Genomic DNA, 18,513 nt, shown 5'->3' on the forward strand with positions numbered 1-18,513 from the left:
CATTGATGCCGTACTTCAAACGTCCTCTTAGGGCGAGGCCGCACCCGCGCCCGGCGGCCGCAGGCGGGAAGCTGCTGCCTTGATTTTCGGCCACCAGCGCCGAACACGGGCAAGGACGGCATGGCGACCATTGCGCCAAAGGCTGATCGTATCGGCCGAGACGGCATCACCGGTGAAGAGGTGACGGTGTCGGCTTATCGCCAATACCCTGTACAGAAACAGCGTCGTCAGGGCGGAAAATAGAATGGACATCACCACATCGCTGAGGAAATGCCCGCCGGCTGCGATGCGAAGACCGGACATGAGGATGACTGCCCCGCTGGCAAGAACACCCAACACCCATTGCCCCAGGGAACGCAGACGCGGCCAGACAAGCACGCAGAGCGGCAGGAAAAAGCTGGCGATCAGCGCGGTTTCGCCCGAAGAAAACGAACAGTTCGAATAACATTGTGTGCTGAACTGAAAAGGTGGCGTAAACAGCTGGTGCCCGCCAAATTCGGTAATGCTGAATGGACGCGCACGACCGATCATGGCCTTCAGCACGCCATTGACCAGAAGTCCGGCACACAGGATCACCGGCCCGCACAGGAACGCCCAGACCCGCCAGCCGGTTCGCTGCAGAGTGCCCAGCCGGAGATTACCGACGAGAACCAGGAAAGCCAGAAGCGTGGCAAGCTCCGCGCCTTCGCGCAGCGTGTCGCGCAGCCATTCGGGAAACGGCTCCCGGCCAGGCCATGGCTGCCCCACCGGCGAGAAGAACAGAGCGGAAAACCGCAGATCGATGGAGGGGAAGGTCGCAAACAGGATGACGAGCGCGAGCGCCACAAGCGTTACCCAGATGGTGATCCGCATATGGGAGAGATCATTGTCCATGAGCGCCCTCCGGAATGCATTGCGGCGGCAGGCGCCAGAGCCCGATTTCCCGGCCCTCCAAAAAGCCCGGCCCGGCGGTCCAATGCGCAACCGGCGCCTCGCCGGCAAGGCATGCCGGCAAACCATCCACGCCTGCCAGAAACAGCGGATTTTTTGCTTCGCCTGATTTCAGCGGATAAAGAAGCGCATAATGGCTTGATGGCACACCGGTTTCGGGCAAGGCGCGCGTCAACACCTGTTTCTCATCCCGCAACTGGTAAAAAAGCTCGGCCAATATCGAACGATCATTGGCGACGATGGCATCCGCCCCCGCCTCACGCGCCCGCGACAGGCCGGTCGACACCAACTCGGAGCGCCCGAGATAACGCGACATCGCCAGCTCGCCCTTCGGCAGGCGCAACTCCGTTCCGGCAATCGTCATCAGCGGCAATGCGACGGCAACGACACCGCCGAGCACCAAAGTGGACACGGTGAGCCAGCGCCGTGACGCCAGCACCGGCACCGCCAGAAGCACGCCAGCCGCATAAGCCCCCACCGCCCAATTGGCGAGTGAGCGCGACATCAGGCCCTGCGCCGTAATCAAAAGCACGATCGGCACCGAAAGCGCGACCAGCGCACGGTCTTCGGCTGTCTTTGCGCGGATTGTTGCGACAATCATGCCGACAAAAACGAAGGGACCGACCACGCCGGCCTGCGAGAAGAAAAATTCCAGCGCGGAACCGATCTTCAGCTGGACGCCATGCCAGTTCGCGTTATCAGCCGTATGGCGCGCGGTCATGAAATCATGCGCGGCGTTCCACCACAGATTGGGGGCGATGACGGCACCGCAGATCAGCACGGCAATCGCCGCGTCGCGCAGCCGGATGCGCCATGCTTCGCAAAGCCAGCCGGCGGCGATGAAGCAGGGCAGAAAATAGATCATCGCATATTTCGACATCAGGCCGAGGCCGAAACAGAGGCCGAGAGCGATGCTCCAGCCCAGCGCACCCCTGCTTTCGGCCCGCGCCTGCGCAAGCTTCCTGACCGAAATCATCGACAGCACGATGAACAGCATCATCGGCGTATCGGTCGAGATCAGCAGGCTACCGAGTGTCACGGCGGGCAGCGTCAGATAGACAAGGGCGGCCAGCGAGGCCAACCTGACATCATAGATCATCCGGCCCAGCACAAGAATGGCCGCCGCCGCAACGCCATGCACCACCGGTGCGGCCAGCCGCACCTGGAAGGTGCCCTCGCCGCCGCCCAGAATAGTTGCCGCGCGAATGAGCCAGCCGATCAGCGGCGGCTTGGAATAGGCGCCGAGCGCCATCTCCCGGCCCCATAGCCAATATTGCGCCTCATCGACGAAGAGATCGGTACGATTGAAGGCCAGCCCAACAACCCGCAGCACTGTCACGACAATGATCGCCGCGACCGCAAATGTCAGCCACCGATGCTGTTCGCTCGCCTGCGCATGAGGCAGGGCCACGCCGTCATGCATGCTGGCGGCGTTCTGCATGGATCAACCAGAGATTTCGAGCATAGATGAGAAGGCCGGATGCCTGCCCGATAACGAAGACCGGGTCGCGCCGCCACAGTGCATAAGAAAGCAGCACCACACCGCCGAGAATGGAAAAATACCAGAAGGCGACCGGCATGACCGAGCGGCTCGCCCTCTCAGAGGAAATCCATTGAACCAGAAAACGCATGGTGAACAGCATCTGGCCCATGAAGCCGGTCAAGACCCATACGAATTCTTTCCAGCTGTTCACATGCAGCATGGACCATAAAGCCGGTGCATTCACGGCGATGTCTCCGTTTTGAAGGTTTCAGCCCAGCTTGACCGCTTGCGCCGGCGCAATAGCCAGGCGACGCCGATCAGATCGTGGATGCCGACGAGCGCGCGGCCAATATTGGTGTAGTGGGAATTTCCGTGCTGCCGCGCCCGATGCGTGACGTCGACATGGGCCACCTGCCAGCCGTCGCGATTAAAAAGCGCCGGGAAATAGCGGTGGTGGTGATCGAAATAGGGCAAGGCGAGATAGGCGTCGCGACGGAAGGCCTTAAGCCCGCAGCCCGTATCGCGCGTGCCGTCTTTCAGGATGCGCGCCCGCAAACCGTTGGCAAAGCGCGACGAAAGGCGTTTTCCGAGCGTATCGCGCCGGCCGACGCGCTGGCCGGCCACGAGGCCGAGCCGGCTTGTTGCAGTGGCGGAGAGAAGCGGCGCAAGAAGTGCAGGCAGATTGTCCGGCGGGTTCTGGCCGTCACCGTCAAGCATGCAGATAACAGGCGCCCGCGCTGCTTGGACGCCGCTATGTATCGCTGCCGATTGCCCGCCCTGACGGTCGTGCCGGACAAGCCGCAGCATCGGGTAACGATCACCAAGCGAAAGCACCGCATTCACCGTCCGATCGGAGGAGGCATCGTCCACCACCACAATTTCGAATTGGCCGACCGGCTGGCAGGCCGTCACGATCTCGGCCACGAGCGTTTCAACGCTCGCTTCCTCATTGTGCATCGGCACGATAACCGCGAAATCCGGGATCGATTGCAAAGGGGCTCCGTCATATCCATCTGCTCGGGTTCCGCAGACATCATCGATAGTGGCGAGAGAAGGAGCGCGAAAAGCTTGCATGAACATGAACAGCCGTTGATCTTCGCTGCATATGCGCCTGTTCTATTGCAGTTTTATTACGGCACGTGTCGGTGGAGTGTCGGTGGCGGTCAAAGTTTTTTTCGCGGCATGCGGGAAATAATCGTACAATTTGCAGCCCTTTAACGCGACCGTAAGCAATTTTTGCCACCGTGCGGCAACGTTTTTTTGGGGGGAGGAAACAGGATGCCGGGTGTAAATCCGACTGCTGTCAAAGCTAAATCATTGTCAATCAAGGCCAAATTCGCGGCGCTCGTCACGGGCGCGACGCTGGTCTCCTGCCTGTCCGTGGGGTTGTTGTCCTACGAGATGGGCAAGTCGGGCCTTATCGACGCCAGCGAAATCAGGCTCGAAACGGTTGCAAGCAACCAATCCAAGCAGCTTGACGCCTATACTTTGCGTGTCGAACAAAGCATCACCGAACTGTCGCAGAATGCCGCAATCGCCCAGGCGCTGGAAACGATGACCACTGTCGTGCCGACGGAAAAGGATGCCATCATCCAGGCTTTCCGCCGTGAAGGCGTCTCCGAGGAGGAGCGCGCTTCCTTCAACGGCGAAGGGTTGCGACTGCTTTATGCCATTCGCCACGCGACCATCAACGCCGCCATCGCCAGCGTCTGGCGCAATACCCGCGTCAGCGATATCTATGTCATCGACAAGAACGGCCTCATTATCTATTCCGTGACCAAGGGAAAGAACTTCCTGACCAACGTGACGGAACCGCAGAACGCCGCGATCAAGGACCTGTTCCAGCGCATCGAAGCCGGCAAGGATGGTGTCGTCAGCACCACCGGTTTCAGCGGCGGCGATAGTGATTCGGCCATGATCGGCATGCCGCTCGCGGTCTCAAACTGGGGCCAGCTGCAGCGCAAGGGCGCCGTCATCATGCGCGTTGCCGCCGACCGTATCGGCGCAGTCGTCACACCCGAAGAAACCGGCAAGACCATTGATGACGCCGTTCTTCTGAGCGCGGAGGGCAAACGCCGCGCCGGCGTGCTCTCGGGCGGCGCGGATGCTGCCATTTCCGAAAATCTCGCGGCCCTTTCGGGCGCAAGCGACCCTGGAATGGTGCTGGCACAGACGCCTGCCGGCAACATCTTCTATGCCTATCGCCCGGTCACCGTGTTTGGCCAGAAGCATCTTCTGGCCATCGGCCAGCAGGAGAGCAAGGTACTGGCCGCCGCCAACGATCTTGCCTTCTGGGCGGCCGTTGCGACCCTTGCCGTTCTTGCGATCATGACGCTGATCGGCATCTTTGTATCCGCAAGCCTCACCAAGCCGTTGACCGGTCTTGCCGGATTGATGGAGCGTCTCAACGGCGGTGACAACAATATCGAGATCAAGGCGGTTTCCCGCGGCGATGAGATCGGCACCATGGCGCGGGCGCTGGAATCCTTCCGCCGGGGCATTCTGGACAAGCAGCGCATGGAAGCCGAATCCCATCGCAAGGGCGAGGAACTGGATGAGGAACGCGCCCAGCGCGAAATGGAAAAGGCCAGAAGCGCCAAGGAACTGGAAGAGGCCGTCGATGCACTCGCGACCGGTCTTGCCAATCTGGCCGCCGGCAGACTTGATCGTCGCATCGAAAAATCCTTCGTGCCGTCGCTCGATCATCTGCGCGTCGACTTCAACAACTCCATGGCCGGGCTGGAAGCGACGATCTCCAATATCGGCGAAAGCGCCAACGCCATCCGCTCCGGCTCCGGCGAACTGAAGAGCGCATCGGAAGACCTGTCGCGGCGCACCGAACGTCAGGCCGCAGCCCTCGAGGAAGCGGCTGCAGCGCTCGGAGAGATGACGCAGGCCGTCGATCTCTCCCTGTCGCGCTGCAATGTTGCTGTCGAGGCGACGGCAGGCACGATGCAGGACGCCCACAAGTCCACGGCTGTGGTGAAAGAAGCGATCGTCGCCATGGAACGCATCGAGACCTCTTCGTCCAAGATCCGCCAGATCATCGACGTCATCGACCAGATCGCCTTCCAGACCAACCTGCTGGCCCTGAATGCCGGCGTGGAAGCCGCACGCGCCGGTGAAGCCGGAAAGGGCTTTGCCGTTGTGGCGCAGGAAGTCCGCGAACTGGCCCAGAAATCGGCCGCCGCCGCGCGTGACATCACGACGCTGATCGCCACCTCGGCGGGCGATGTGGAAAGCGGTGTCGCGCTGGTGCTGAAGACTGGCGAAAGCCTGGAGCAGATCCAGAAACGCATCCAGTCGGTCAACGACCAGATCGGCGAAATCGCCACCGCATCGCGCGAACAGTCCGGCCGCCTCACCGAAATCAACGCCTCCGTCAACGAACTCGACCATGTCACGCAGCAGAATGCGGCGATGGTGGAACAAACCACGGCTTCGGCCTTCTCATTGGCAAGTGAGGCGGATGGCCTGACCGAACAGGTGGGCCAGTTCTCGGTAGGTGCGATCCAGCATCGGGACCAACGGTACGCGGCGTAAGCAACAACAGAAAAGGCCGGAGGCAAAACCTCCGGCCTTTCATTTTGCTTAAAACTCCGATCCGGGCTCCCAGGGGCCGAAGCCCCTGGGAACACGCCGGCGACCTGGCACCGTTGCCCTCGCCGGCTTCCGGGGAGGAACCTCAGAAGAAACCGACCTTGTTCGGGCTGTAGGAAACCAGCAGGTTCTTGGTCTGCTGGTAATGATCGAGCATCATCTTGTGGGTCTCGCGACCGATGCCCGACTGCTTGTAACCACCAAAGGCAGCACCCGCCGGATAGACGTGGTAGCAGTTCGTCCACACGCGGCCCGCCTCGATGCCGCGGCCGGCGCGGTAGGCGATATTCGTGTCGCGGCTCCAGACGCCCGCGCCGAGACCGTAAACCGTGTCATTGGCGATTTCGAGCGCTTCTTCCACCGTCTTGAAGGTGGTGACGGAAACAACGGGACCGAAAATTTCCTCCTGGAAAATCCGCATCTTGTTGTTGCCCTCAAAGACGGTCGGCTGGATGTAATAACCGTCTTTCAGATCACCCGACAGCGTCTTGCGATCACCGCCGGTCAGAACCTTGGCGCCTTCTTTCTTACCGATCTCCAGATAGCTCATGATCTTGTCGAACTGTTCCTGCGAGGCCTGCGCGCCTAGCATGGTCGACGGGTTGAGCGGATCGTCCTGGCTGATGGCCTGAACGCGCTTGATCGCCTTTTCCATGAAGCGGTCATAGATCGATTCATGCACCAGCGCACGCGAGGGGCAGGTGCAGACCTCGCCCTGGTTCAGCGCAAAGAAGGCAAAACCTTCGAGCGCCTTGTCGAGGAAGGCATCGTCCTCGTTCATCACATCGGCAAAGAAGATGTTCGGCGACTTGCCGCCCAGCTCCAGCGAGATGTTGGTGACGTTGTCAGCCGCATAACGCATGATTTCCTTGCCGACCGAGGTGGAACCGGTGAAGGCGATCTTGGCGATACGGTTGCTCTGAGCCAGCGGCTTGCCGGCTTCAAGGCCCGTGCCGTTGACGATGTTGAGGACGCCGGGCGGCAGAAGGTCTTCGATCAGTTCCATCACGATGAGAATGGAAGCCGGGGTCTGTTCCGCCGGCTTCAGCACCACGCAATTCCCAGCGGCAAGCGCAGGTGCCAGTTTCCACGCAGCCATCAGGATCGGGAAGTTCCACGGAATGATCTGGCCGACGACACCGAGCGGTTCATGGAAATGATAGGCGACCGTGTCATTATCGATTTCGCCGATCGTGCCTTCCTGAGCGCGAATGCAGCCTGCGAAATAACGGAAATGGTCAATCGTCAGCGGAATATCCGCATTGGTGGTTTCACGCAGCGGCTTGCCATTGTCCCAGGTTTCAGCCCGGGCGATGAGGTCAAGATTGTCTTCTATCCGCTGGGCAATCCTGAGCAGGATGTTGGAGCGTTCCGTGATGCTCGTCTTGCCCCATTTTTCGCGCGCCTTGTGGGCAGCGTCGAGCGCGAACTCGATGTCGGATGCATCCGAGCGCGGTACTTCGCAGATCTTGTGGCCCGTCACCGGTGAGAGATTGTCCATGTAGCGGCCGGACTTCGGCTCCACCCATTTGCCGCCGATGTAATTGCCGTATTTCAGCTTGAAGGGCGCTTCGCCCGCTTTCTGCTGAACCTGAATGTTCATGATTTCATCCTCCCTGATTAAAACGATCCTGAGCGGACCGCATGGGAGGAAGGTGGGCCTAGATGGCGCGGTTCGGTAGAGGGGCGCCGTTGTTCCGCAGCGCACATTGTCTCACATCTGCGACAAAGCCACCGCGATCCGGCGGAATCGGCCGGATCGCACACTTACGGGCCTTAACGCACGTCGAATTTCTTCATCTTGCGGTGAAGCGTGGCGCGGCTAATGCCGAGCAGCGAAGCGGCCTGCGTAACATTGCCGTTGGTGCGCGACAGGACGCGCCGGAGTGCGGAACGTTCCGCTTCCGCAAGGTCGGAGCCGCCGTCGTGGCGCTGTTCCTGCAGAATATCCGCCGCCGGCAGACCCTGCGCGATCCTGATATCATCGAGCTTCAATGCGAGGCGGGCGGCCCGCGTCGCACCGAGCACCAGATCGTCCTGATCTACGGCCAGCAGTGACATCGCCGCGCCGAACCCGGTCGGTACGACGACGATGCGCGCGCCGGGAAAGGCGCGGCGGAAAAGATTGCCTTCGATACGCTGCGCCGCATCCTTCACCGCCTGGGTGACGAAGGAGAAGGTCATCTCGTTGATATCGTCGCGGCAGGTGGAAATATCGAGCGCGCCCGTCACCCGGCCGGTATGGTCGCGGATGGGCGCGGTGGTGCAGCAGAGTTCGGTGTTCGACGTGAAGAAATGCTGGTCCCGATAGACCACCACCGAGCGCTCATCCACCAGCGCCGTGCCGATGCCGTTGGTGCCCACGCTCTCTTCGCTCCAGACGGCCCCGTTCCAGAGGCCGAGCGCCCGGAAATCGCGGTCATCACCGGAAGCACCACGTCGCTCCAGGGCAACGCCCTGCGCGTCGGTCAGAAGCAGGCAGCAGCCGGATTTGCCGACGCTGTGAAAAATGCGGTCCAGTTCGTCCGTGCTCTCGGCGATCAGGCCGGCGGCACTTTCGCGGGCGCGGCGAAACTCAACCTCGCTGAGAAAGATCGGCTTGCGGTTTTCCTCCGGCGCAAGACGGTGCTTGACCATGCAGCGCCGCCATGAGGCAATAATCGGAGAACTTGCGGCCGCGGAACGATGGCGTGCTGTTTCATACACGCGTTCCGCATGGGCGATGTCTGTCGGCATACGCTCCTCCCAAAGCTTTTGTGCGATGGTGCGCTGGAAGCGTGCATGTTTCAACAAAAAACTTCGCGACCGGTCCTGCCGGGAGCACCCGCTGGCTGCGCCGGACTAACGAACCACCTTGATATAACGCCGGCCGGAGGCCTCTTCCGTTTCATCCTCCGCCGAGAGGAACGTGTCGTCCACGAGATTGGCGATGGAGGTCAGCGGACCGGGCTTGCCGAAAAAGAAGCCCTGCACCTGCAAGCAGCCTTCACGCCGCAGGAATTCAATATGGGCCTTCGTCTCCACTCCCTCTGCAAGCACCGGAATATTCAGGCTGTGCGCCAGAATGAGCGTCGAGCGAACAATCGCCTCCGACTGCACATTGGTGGACAGGCCATCGATGAAGGCGCGGTCGATCTTGATCTTGTCGAAGGGGAAGCTCTGCAGGGTCGAAAGCGAGGAATAACCCGTACCGTAGTCGTCCATGGCGATCTTGACGCCGAGCGACTTGAGCTTGCGGATGGTGACGAGCGCGTGGCGATGATCGGCGATGATGCTGCCTTCGGTAATTTCAAGCTCGAGCCTTTCCGGCGCAAGTCCCGTCTCTGCAAGAATTCTCTCAACCTTGTCGGGGAAATCATTATCCGCAAGCTGCTGCGGCGCGACGTTGACGGCAATGGCGAGTGACTTTTTCCACCGCGCAGCCTGCGCGCATGCTTCTCTCAGAACCCATTCGCCCAGTTCGACGATGAAGCCGGTCTGTTCGGCAATCGGAATGAATTCGACGGGAGATACCATGCCGCGTTCGGGATGTTTCCAGCGCAGAAGCGCCTCGAAACCGACAATGCTGCCGCTTTTGGTGTCGTTCTGCTGCTGGTAATAAAGCTCGAACTCGTTATTGGCGAGGCCGCTGCGCATGGCGATGGCAAGCGCATTGCGCGCGCGCGCGGCCTCGTCCATGGATTTGTCATAAAAGCAGATCGTGTCAGACGTCGCGCTTTTCGCCCGGTACATGGCAACATCGGCCTGCGCCATCAGGGTATCGGCATCGATGGAGCCGGTGTTGCGGACCGATATGCCGACACTTGCGCCGACCGAAAATGTCTGGCCGTTCCATTCGACTGGCTTGCTGATCTGCTCGATCAGTCGCTGCGCGAATTCTGCACCATCGGCCCGGGTGTAATAGGAATGGGTCATCGCCACGAATTCATCGCCGCCCATGCGCGCCAGGAATTCACCGGCCTTCAGCACGGAACTCGCCCGATCGGCGATGGCGCGCAGCACGGCGTCACCGGCCGCGTGACCATGCACGTCGTTGATTTCCTTGAAACGGTCGAGATCGATCGACAGAAGCGCGGTATGCGCACCCATGGAGATATGGCGCGTGCGGCGGTTGAGATGTTCGATGAATGCCGCGCGGTTGGGAATACCCGTCAGCGGATCGTGCAATGAAAGATGGCGATAGCGGGCAACCGCCTGCTGGGTGGACTGGGCGTCGATGACATAGGTGGAAAGTCCGAGCGCCAGAAGCAGCAGCGTCACCGCGATTGCGCCTCCGCCCATGATGGCCGGCGGCAGCAGATTTTCCGGAATGATGATGCGCGGATCGAAGGCGAACGACATGGAGGCCATGCCGGTATAGTGCATCGAGGCAATGGCGAGGATGAGAAACGCCACCGCACTATATTGGCAGAAACGGTTGAGAGGCCGGGCAATGCGATTGACCGCAATGGCGCCGAGCACCGATCCCAGCACCAGCGAAGCGATGACATAGGCCTGATCCCAGAAGATCATGCCCTGCACATTATAGGCCGCCATGCCGGTATAATGCATGGCCGCAATGCCGAGGCCGAGGATGATCCCGCCGGCTTCCACCAGCACGCTACGGCCGCCATAGGCGGAAATGCCGAAACCGGCGGTCGTCGTCGTAATGGCGATAAGAAGAGAAAGCCCGGTCAGATAGGGATCGTAACCCACATCGCCCGCCGCGACATAACCCAGCATCGCCACGAAATGGGTGGTCCAAATCGCCGCGCCGCCATTGACGCCCGCCAGAAACAGCCAGTTGACCTTCTGCAATCCCGTCGCCAGACGCGCTTTCGAAAAAAGACGCATCGTGACGAAGCTTCCGAGCATGCACACGACAACCGCCGCAGCGGTGTATCGATAGTCGTGATCGATGGTGAGGCACTGGAGAACTTTGAACATTGTCATCTACGCAATTGGAATTCTGCGTAGCCTTATCATTCGCCAAGTTTTCACCCGGTTTATGTGCATGGATAAGCATATATTAAAAGTTGCAACACCCGAGTGAATTAGTAATTACTAATAAAATTATAAAGTGGCATCCGCGAAAACGGGGCCACTCTTGTCTTTAGCTTCGGTTTGTATTATAGCGCCCGCACCCGTGTAGACACCCTTGGAGGCAACGCGGGTGGGATGGCGCTTGCGCCTCCCCAGTTCAGTGTCCGCGGGCATGAACTCTCCATATAACCTCGAAAGGAATTGCCATGAGCAAAGAATCGTATGAGCTCAAGGCCGAGGCGCGCGAACGAGTTGGTAAGGGGTCCTCTCGTGAACTTCGCCGCAACGGTTTGATTCCCGCTGTCATCTATGGTGACAAGCAGGCCCCCATTTCCATCGCCCTGTCGACCAACGAAGTCACCAAGCGTATCCACGCCGGCGGTTTCATGACGACGGTTGGGACGATCGACGTCGACGGCAAGAAGATCAAGGTTCTCCCGAAGGACTACCAGCTTGATCCGGTCCGCGACTTCACCATGCATGTCGACTTCCTGCGCGTTTCGGGCAACACGCTCGTCAACGTTGAAATTCCGGTTCACTTCGAAAACGAAGAAAAGTCGGACATCAAGATCGGCGGCGTTCTGAACATCGTTCGCCACACGGTGGAATTCCACTGCCCGGCCAACGACATTCCGGAAGCCATCACGGTTGACCTCTCCGGCCTGAAGATCGGCGACAGCGTTCACATCTCGAACGTCAAGTTGCCGAAGAACATCACGCCCGTCATCGCCGACCGCGACTTCACGATCGCAACGATCGTTGCTCCGGCAGCAGGCGTTGAAGAAGAAACGACCGAAGAAGCTTCCGAGGAATAATCGGCGGCCGCAAGGCCTGACAGCTTTGAAGAATGAGGCCCGTTCCGTTTTCGGAACGGGCTTTTTAGTTTTTATGAACTTTAAAACCAGAAAGCTTGGCCTCCGCAGCTGAGATGGGAAGCGTTTCAGTGTCGATTAACACTTCCATGAAACGATACCCTTGCGCTGTCGTGGAAACATCGGACGGTCTGGGAAATTGCACGAGGGAACGCGGCCTTTGCCGAAAACCCCTCGCAAACCCCATCCGGATGGGCAAAAACGCAGCGCAGCAAGTCTGGGGCAAAGGGTAGCTGCAATTCAACATGGCTCATTCCGTCGAAAGCCGCTTTATCGCGATTGTTTCCGGCGCACTTCTTACAGTGGTCGCCCCGCTTTTCACGCTTTTGCTGACGCTTTCCTATAACGAGGCAATCCGCAGCCAGCGCAACCATATCGAAATTCTGCTGTCGACGAATACGCAGGCGCTGGCCCGCCCCCTGTGGGACCTTGATGACGACACCATAAATCAGATTACCGGAACCCTTGTTTCCGATCCCATGATCCGCATGGTCGAGGTCAAGGATACATCCGGCCAGCTCGATGTGGTCCAAACTGCCGGCAGCGACATCATCCAGGACGCCGCCTCGACGACACGCGAGGTGATCTACAAGACCACCAAGGGACCAGTCACCGTTGGGCAGTTGACGGTCTATTACGATGATGTCGGCCTTCTGACCTCGCTCAGCCGAACCGAACTGGCCTTTATCACGATTTTCATCCTCGCCGTCCTCACCATCGTTCTTGCCGCCATCGTCGGCAACCGCTTCATGGTCATTCGCCCGCTGATGCGACTGGCGGCGGCGATAGAGGCGACACGCCGCCTCGGCTCACGCCACCATGTCGACTGGCGCTCGAAGGATGAAATCGGCCGGCTGGCAAAAAGCTTCAACGAAATGCAGACCCAGCTCGAAAAGGAAGAGCTGGAGATCAAGAATGCCCACGAACGCAAGACGGAGATCTACAACCGTACACCCGCCATGCTGTTCTCGCTCGACAGGCACGACCGGATTGCCGCCGTCAGCGACTATTGGGTGCAGGCGACCGGTTACGACCGCACCAGAATACTCGGCCTGAACTTCGCCGATCTCATCCATCCCGACGACAGGTCCCTGTTTCAGCAGCGCAAGACGGCGCACTCCTCGCCCGACGCTTCGCACAACGGCATCACCGTGCGTTTCCATTGCATGGATGGCGGTGTCATGGACGCGCTTATCCTCGAAAAGCCCCTTGATTCCGGCGATACCACGCAGCAAAGCACGTGTCTTTGCGTCATGACCGATGTGACCGAACTGAGCCAGTCGGAAAAACGCAACCGGCAGCAAGCCATTTCCGACCATCTGACCGGCCTCTTCAACCGTCAGGGCTTCGAGGCGATCCTCGACCTGCAGATCCGCGATGCGGACCGGAAAGGCAGCGAACTGGCCTGCCTGTTCATCGACCTCGACCGTTTCAAGGCCATCAACGACAATCTCGGCCATGCGGCGGGTGACGCCGTTCTCAAGCAATTCACGCTGAAACTCGAACCCCTGCTCACGCCGCTCGACAGCGCGTCGCGGCTTGGCGGCGACGAATTCGCCATTCTGCTGGCCGGCGACAAGGTGGAAGAACGCGCCTTGGAATTTTGCGAGCGTGTCTGCGCGATGCTGGACATGCCCTTCGAGATCGAGAACAACAGCATCCGCCTCAGCGCCAGCATCGGCATGGCTGTCTATCCACTGCACGCCTCCAGCGCGTCGGAGCTTTTGCAGAATGCCGACATGGCGATGTATAGCCGCAAGAGAACCGGCAAAAACGGCTCGCAGGTCTTCGACAGCTCGATCATGGACCGCGCGCGCGAACATGCGGAGCTGGAGCGGGATATCGCCCAGGCGCTTTCCGAGGACTGGTTCGAAGCCTATTTCCAGCCCATTCAAGACCTCGCAACCGGCCAGACAGCGGGTTTCGAAGCGCTGCTGCGTCTCAACCATCCCGACAAGGGATTGCTTTCCCCCGCCGCGATCGTCAGCCTTGCCGAAGAAAACGGCACCATTCAACGCATCGGCAATCTCATTCTCGATCAGTCGATCGCCAATCTCGCCAGGCTGTCGCGCCTGCCCGGAATGGATCAGACCTATGTGGCAGTCAATTTTTCGCCGCTGCAATTCGAACCGGGATTGCCGACTCGCATCGCCGGCGTGCTGCACCGGCACGGTATTCTCCCCGCACGTCTGGTCATTGAGATCACCGAAGCCGTCATCATGAAGGACGATCCGCAAATCCGGGCGATCCTCAATGCCATTCACCAGCTCGGCTGCCGCATCGCGCTGGATGATTTCGGCACGGGTTATTCCTCGCTCAGCTATCTCAGCCGTTTTCCGGTCGATATCGTCAAGATCGACCAGTCCTTCACCCGCTCGATCTGCGACGACACCGTGGACATCAGGCAGCGGAGCCGTATGCTTGTCGAAGGCATCGCCGCCATCTCGCACAAGATGAACTGCACCGTCATTGCCGAGGGCGTGGAGACGGAAGAGCAGAAGGACCTTCTGACCGATATGGGCGCGGATTTCGGACAGGGTTATTATTTTGCGCGCCCGCAGCCGGTCCAAAAGCTGATCGCCGCATTCGATGCGACGTCCGGACAAAGCCGCTTTGCGGCGCGACAAGCGTGAAGCCGATGGAGGCAGCGATGGGATTGATCCGCTTTTGTCTGCTCTTTCTTGCTCTCGCCACACCAGTCAACGCGGCCAAGCTCTTCCTGACGACCGAGGTCTATCCGCCTTATAATCTGCAGGCCAGCGATGGCAGCGTGCACGGCGTCTATTTCGACCAGCTCAAGATCGTGCTCCAGGACACCGATACGGATTACGAAGTCGCCGTCATGCCCTGGGCGCGGGCCATTGCACTGGCCACAACACAGGCCATGCACTGCGTCTTCGCCACGGCACGAACGCCCGAGCGGGAAAAGCTCTTCAAATGGGTTGCGCCAATCCATACCGACCGCAACATTCTCGTGGCCCGCCGCGAGGCGAATATCGAGGCTTCCAGCCTCGAGGACGCCAGAAGATATAGGGTGGGAACCCAGCGGGGCGACTATACCGAAGCACTGTTGGAAAAACTCGGTTTCCCGCAGGTGGATGTCGGCGCGGATTTCGAGATCACGCTCAACAAGCTGAAACTCGGCCGCATCGACCTCATGCCCATGTCGGAAAGCACCCTCAAGAGCCTGCCTGCGAACAGTTTCAAGGAGGTGATAACGCTGAGCCGGCAACAGCTCGGCCTCGCCTGTAACAAAACCGTTCCTGACGAGATCATCGCGAAATTGCAGGCCCGGCTGGACAGGCTGATCGCCGATGGAACGCAGCAGCAGATATTCGATCGTTACAGTCTGGTCAGCCCCTGACCAATCGGCCGATCGCCCCGCAAACCCATAAAAAGATTGACATCAGGCACTTTTCGGGGTGGTGACAACGGCATCATCAGGCAAAACGCGGACATGCCCCATGAAGATCATCGCAGGACTTGGTAATCCCGGCGCACAATATGCGGGAAACCGTCACAATATCGGCTTCATGGCCGTGGATGCGCTGCAGCGCCTGCCCTCGTTTGCGCCCTGGTCGAAGAAGTTCAAGGCGGAGATTTCCGAAGGTGAGATCGGCGGCGAAAAGGTTCTGCTGATGAAACCGCTCACCTATATGAATCTGTCAGGCGAATCCGTCGGCGAGGCCATGCGTTTCTTCAAACTGACGCCGGCCGACATCATCGCCATCCATGACGAACTCGATTTGCTGGCCGGCCGCACGCGCATCAAGATCGGCGGCGGCCATGGCGGCCATAACGGCCTTAAATCGCTGGACGCCCATTGCGGCAAGGAATACCGCCGTCTGCGCCTCGGCATCGGCCATCCCGGTGACAAGGAGCGGGTGCACGGCCATGTGCTCGGCGATTTCGCCAAGTCGGACCGCGTCTGGCTCGATCCGCTGCTGGACGCCATTGCCGACAACGCCGCCATGCTGGTGAAGGGTGAGGATTCGCAGCTGATGAACAAGCTGGCGCTGGCGACGGGCAGCAAACCGGAAGCGGAAAAACCGGTAAAGGCGGCCAAGCCGGCCGCGCAGTCCCACATCCACCAGGCGCGCAACAGCGCCCAGCCGAAAAAGCTGCCGGAAACCGGACCAATGGCCGAGATGCTGAAGCGAATGTTCGGCAAGAAGGACTAAAACCCGCATGTCTTCCGACACTATTTCCCTGCGGGCGGCCGGCCCCGGCGATCTACCCGGTTTGCTTGAACTCTACCAGGTACTAAACCCATCAGACCCGAAATTAACGACACAGGAAGCAGGTGCGGTTTTCGTCGCCATGCTCGCCCAACCCGGCCTGACCGTATTTGTGGCGACAGAGAATGGCAAACCCGTCGCGACTGCCACGCTTCTGATCGTTCCGAACCTGACCCGCGCCGCCCGCCCCTATGCCTTCATTGAAAACGTGGTGACACTGGAGGCGCGCCGCGGTCGGGGATATGGCCGCACGGTGGTGCGCCACGCCATTGAGACAGCCTTCGGCGCGAACTGCTACAAGGTGATGCTCCTGACAGGCCGCCACGACCCGGCGGTTCATGCCTTCTACGAAAGCTGCGGCTTCGTGCAGAACAAGACAGGTTTCCAGATCCGGCAGGATTAGTGACAACTCGTCAATCTCGGCAACCCCAGAGCCGCCGTAAAAGCGCTCACTCCTCCGGCTCGGTCGTGAACATCAGCGGGAAGCCCGCTTCCTTGCCGAGATCGGTCGCCTCCTTGGCCTTCGTCTCGGCAATATCGCGCTCGCAGACAACCACCACCGCGCTGCCGAAGCGATGCGCCGTCATCATCACCCGGCGTCCGGTATCCTCGCTCATGCGAAAGACGGCCTTCAGCACCACGGTGACAAATTCGCGCGGCGTATAGTCGTCATTCAGCAGAATGACCTTGTAGAGCTTAGGCCGCTCCAGCTTCGATTTCACTCTCGGTTTCGGTTTGAGATCGACAGGACTGTCACTCATCATCGTCGCTCGTCATGGTGGTTTATCATGGTGGTTGAGGGGGAAAAATCCCGCTGCATGGCGAAAGATCGTGCCTTAGACCCGCTCATATTGCGCCGCAACCGCGCCACCGGCAACCCTGCCCGGAATTCCGCACCTTTCGGAAGGCTTTGTCCGCCCAAATCGGCCCCCGGGCTTGACCTTGCCCTGCCGTTTCCGCAAAAGGCTCCTCAACGAATTCTTTCAAACGGACAGGTTTCAAGCCATGGGCTTTAAATGCGGTATCGTTGGATTGCCAAATGTCGGCAAGTCCACCCTCTTCAACGCGCTGACGAAAACGGCCGCCGCACAGGCTGCCAACTATCCCTTCTGCACCATCGAGCCGAATACCGGCGAGGTTGCGGTGCCTGACCCGCGCATGCAACAGCTTGCCGCCATCGCCGGTTCGAAGGAAATCATCCCAACCCGCATCTCCTTCGTGGACATTGCCGGCCTGGTGCGCGGCGCGTCTAAGGGTGAAGGTCTCGGCAACAAGTTCCTCGCCAATATCCGCGAAGTCGATGCCGTCGTGCATGTGCTGCGCTGCTTCGAAGACGACGATATCACCCATGTGGAAGGCCGCATCAACCCGGTCGGCGATGCCGAAACGATCGAGACCGAGCTGATGCTCGCCGACCTCGAAAGCCTGGAGCGCCGTGTCGAGCAGACGCGCAAGCGCGCCACCAGCAAGGACAAGGAATCCCTGGCTCAACTGCCGGTCATGGAAGCGGTCATCGCGCTGCTCAACGACGGAAAGCCGGCACGCCTGCTGTTGAAGACGCTGCCGGTTGAGGAAATTGAAATCCTCAAGGGCCTCAATCTCCTGACGTCGCACCCGGTGCTGTATGTCTGCAACGTCTCGGAAGCCGACGCATCGTCCGGCAACGAGCACACCGCAGCCGTCGCGGCGATGGCAAAGGAACAGGGTGCTGAATGCGTGATCATCTCGGCGGCGATCGAGGCCGAAGTTGCACAGCTTCCGGCCGATGAAGCCGAGGAATTCCTCTCGGCCCTCGGCCTTAACGAAGCTGGTCTCGACCGGCTCATCCGTGCCGGTTATCACCTGCTCGACCTCATCACCTATTTCACCGTCGGCCCGAAGGAAACGCGCGCCTGGACGATCGTGCGCGGCACCAAAGCCCCCGCCGCCGCCGGCGTCATCCATACCGATTTCGAACGCGGCTTCATCCGCGCCTTCACCATCGGCTTTGACGACTACATCGCCTATAAGGGCGAAGTCGGCGCCAAGGAAGCGGGCAAGGGACGTGACGAAGGCAAGGAATATGTCGTTCAGGACGGCGACGTCATCCACTTCCGCTTTAACACCTGATCTGGTTTGAACGACGGGTGGAATGAAACCACCCGGACAATGCGGCACATTTCTTCTCCCCGCCGGGGAGAAGATGTCCGAAGGGACAGATGAGGGGGCCACCTCTCTGGATATCTCTGCCCCAGCACCCTCATCCCGCCGCCGCGACCTTCTCCCCGGCGGGGAGAAGGCGATAGAAGCACCCGCTCGACCCCCAGAGCATTATCAGTCAACAGCCGCACCTTCAATTTGACCTTTACGTAAAAGGAAAAATCCTCTT

Annotated in this window: 15 protein-coding genes; 7 read left to right on the forward strand and 8 right to left on the reverse strand. The window is 59.8% G+C overall.

Features of this window, described 5'->3' with window-relative positions:
* Positions 1-27: 27 nt before the first annotated feature.
* Genes GSF67_RS10230 through GSF67_RS10245 form a run of 4 tightly spaced genes read right to left on the reverse strand, consistent with a single transcriptional unit; the run spans position 28 to position 3,493 of the window.
* On the reverse strand, positions 28-873 hold the full coding sequence (locus GSF67_RS10230) for a phosphatase PAP2 family protein (RefSeq protein ID WP_006311150.1): 846 nt from the start codon (positions 871-873) through the stop codon (positions 28-30).
* Complete coding sequence (locus tag GSF67_RS10235) at positions 863-2,371, reverse strand: glycosyltransferase family 39 protein (RefSeq protein ID WP_035214756.1); 1,509 nt, start codon at positions 2,369-2,371, stop codon at positions 863-865. The genes GSF67_RS10230 and GSF67_RS10235 overlap by 11 nt, the downstream gene beginning before the upstream one ends.
* Complete coding sequence (locus GSF67_RS10240) at positions 2,346-2,633, reverse strand: lipid-A-disaccharide synthase N-terminal domain-containing protein (RefSeq protein ID WP_010972149.1); 288 nt, start codon at positions 2,631-2,633, stop codon at positions 2,346-2,348. The genes GSF67_RS10235 and GSF67_RS10240 overlap by 26 nt, the downstream gene beginning before the upstream one ends.
* A 20-nt stretch (positions 2,634-2,653) precedes the next feature.
* On the reverse strand, positions 2,654-3,493 hold the full coding sequence (locus GSF67_RS10245) for a glycosyltransferase family 2 protein (RefSeq protein ID WP_035214757.1): 840 nt from the start codon (positions 3,491-3,493) through the stop codon (positions 2,654-2,656).
* A gap of 198 nt (positions 3,494-3,691) precedes the next feature.
* On the opposite strand from GSF67_RS10245, the gene GSF67_RS10250 reads away from it, so the two are divergent.
* A complete protein-coding gene (locus tag GSF67_RS10250) occupies positions 3,692-5,956 on the forward strand; it encodes a methyl-accepting chemotaxis protein (RefSeq protein WP_006311160.1) in 2,265 nt (754 codons plus the stop codon).
* A 142-nt stretch (positions 5,957-6,098) separates the two neighbouring features.
* Here GSF67_RS10250 and adh read toward each other — a convergent pair whose 3' ends face one another.
* The 3 genes from adh to GSF67_RS10265 form a co-directional block, all read right to left on the reverse strand.
* A complete protein-coding gene (gene adh, locus GSF67_RS10255; RefSeq protein WP_006311162.1) occupies positions 6,099-7,616 on the reverse strand; it encodes an aldehyde dehydrogenase in 1,518 nt (505 codons plus the stop codon).
* A gap of 173 nt (positions 7,617-7,789) precedes the next feature.
* Positions 7,790-8,749 (reverse strand): helix-turn-helix domain-containing protein, encoded by a 960-nt coding sequence (locus tag GSF67_RS10260; RefSeq protein ID WP_006311163.1) that lies wholly within the window; start codon positions 8,747-8,749, stop codon positions 7,790-7,792.
* 105 nt (positions 8,750-8,854) lie between these two features.
* The gene (locus tag GSF67_RS10265; protein WP_006311164.1) at positions 8,855-10,939 is read right to left on the reverse strand and encodes a bifunctional diguanylate cyclase/phosphodiesterase; all 2,085 of its coding nucleotides are present in this window, start codon (positions 10,937-10,939) and stop codon (positions 8,855-8,857) included.
* A 302-nt stretch (positions 10,940-11,241) separates the two neighbouring features.
* Here GSF67_RS10265 and GSF67_RS10270 point away from each other — a divergent pair, with 302 nt between their 5' ends.
* From GSF67_RS10270 to GSF67_RS10290, 5 genes are all read left to right on the forward strand, one after another.
* The gene (locus GSF67_RS10270) at positions 11,242-11,850 is read left to right on the forward strand and encodes a 50S ribosomal protein L25/general stress protein Ctc (RefSeq protein WP_006311165.1); all 609 of its coding nucleotides are present in this window, start codon (positions 11,242-11,244) and stop codon (positions 11,848-11,850) included.
* Positions 11,851-12,152: 302 nt separating this feature from the next.
* Positions 12,153-14,540 (forward strand): EAL domain-containing protein, encoded by a 2,388-nt coding sequence (locus tag GSF67_RS10275; RefSeq protein ID WP_006311167.1) that lies wholly within the window; start codon positions 12,153-12,155, stop codon positions 14,538-14,540.
* Positions 14,541-14,557: 17 nt separating this feature from the next.
* The gene (locus tag GSF67_RS10280) at positions 14,558-15,271 is read left to right on the forward strand and encodes an ABC transporter substrate-binding protein (protein WP_035214758.1); all 714 of its coding nucleotides are present in this window, start codon (positions 14,558-14,560) and stop codon (positions 15,269-15,271) included.
* A 100-nt stretch (positions 15,272-15,371) separates the two neighbouring features.
* Entirely contained in the window at positions 15,372-16,088 is a 717-nt protein-coding gene (pth, locus tag GSF67_RS10285; RefSeq protein ID WP_006311169.1) for an aminoacyl-tRNA hydrolase, read from the forward strand.
* A gap of 7 nt (positions 16,089-16,095) precedes the next feature.
* The gene (locus GSF67_RS10290) at positions 16,096-16,548 is read left to right on the forward strand and encodes a GNAT family N-acetyltransferase (RefSeq protein WP_006311170.1); all 453 of its coding nucleotides are present in this window, start codon (positions 16,096-16,098) and stop codon (positions 16,546-16,548) included.
* Positions 16,549-16,594: 46 nt separating this feature from the next.
* Here the strand turns inward: GSF67_RS10290 and clpS are convergent, their stop codons facing one another.
* Positions 16,595-16,906: an ATP-dependent Clp protease adapter ClpS gene (clpS, locus tag GSF67_RS10295; protein WP_035214762.1), complete on the reverse strand. Its 312-nt coding sequence runs from the start codon at positions 16,904-16,906 to the stop codon at positions 16,595-16,597.
* Positions 16,907-17,150: 244 nt separating this feature from the next.
* On the opposite strand from clpS, the gene ychF reads away from it, so the two are divergent.
* Positions 17,151-18,254 (forward strand): redox-regulated ATPase YchF, encoded by a 1,104-nt coding sequence (gene ychF / locus GSF67_RS10300; RefSeq protein ID WP_006311173.1) that lies wholly within the window; start codon positions 17,151-17,153, stop codon positions 18,252-18,254.
* Positions 18,255-18,513 lie beyond the last annotated feature (259 nt).

This window comes from Agrobacterium sp. CGMCC 11546 (assembly GCF_013365515.1).
Taxonomy (GTDB): Bacteria; Pseudomonadota; Alphaproteobacteria; order Rhizobiales; family Rhizobiaceae; genus Agrobacterium; species Agrobacterium fabrum.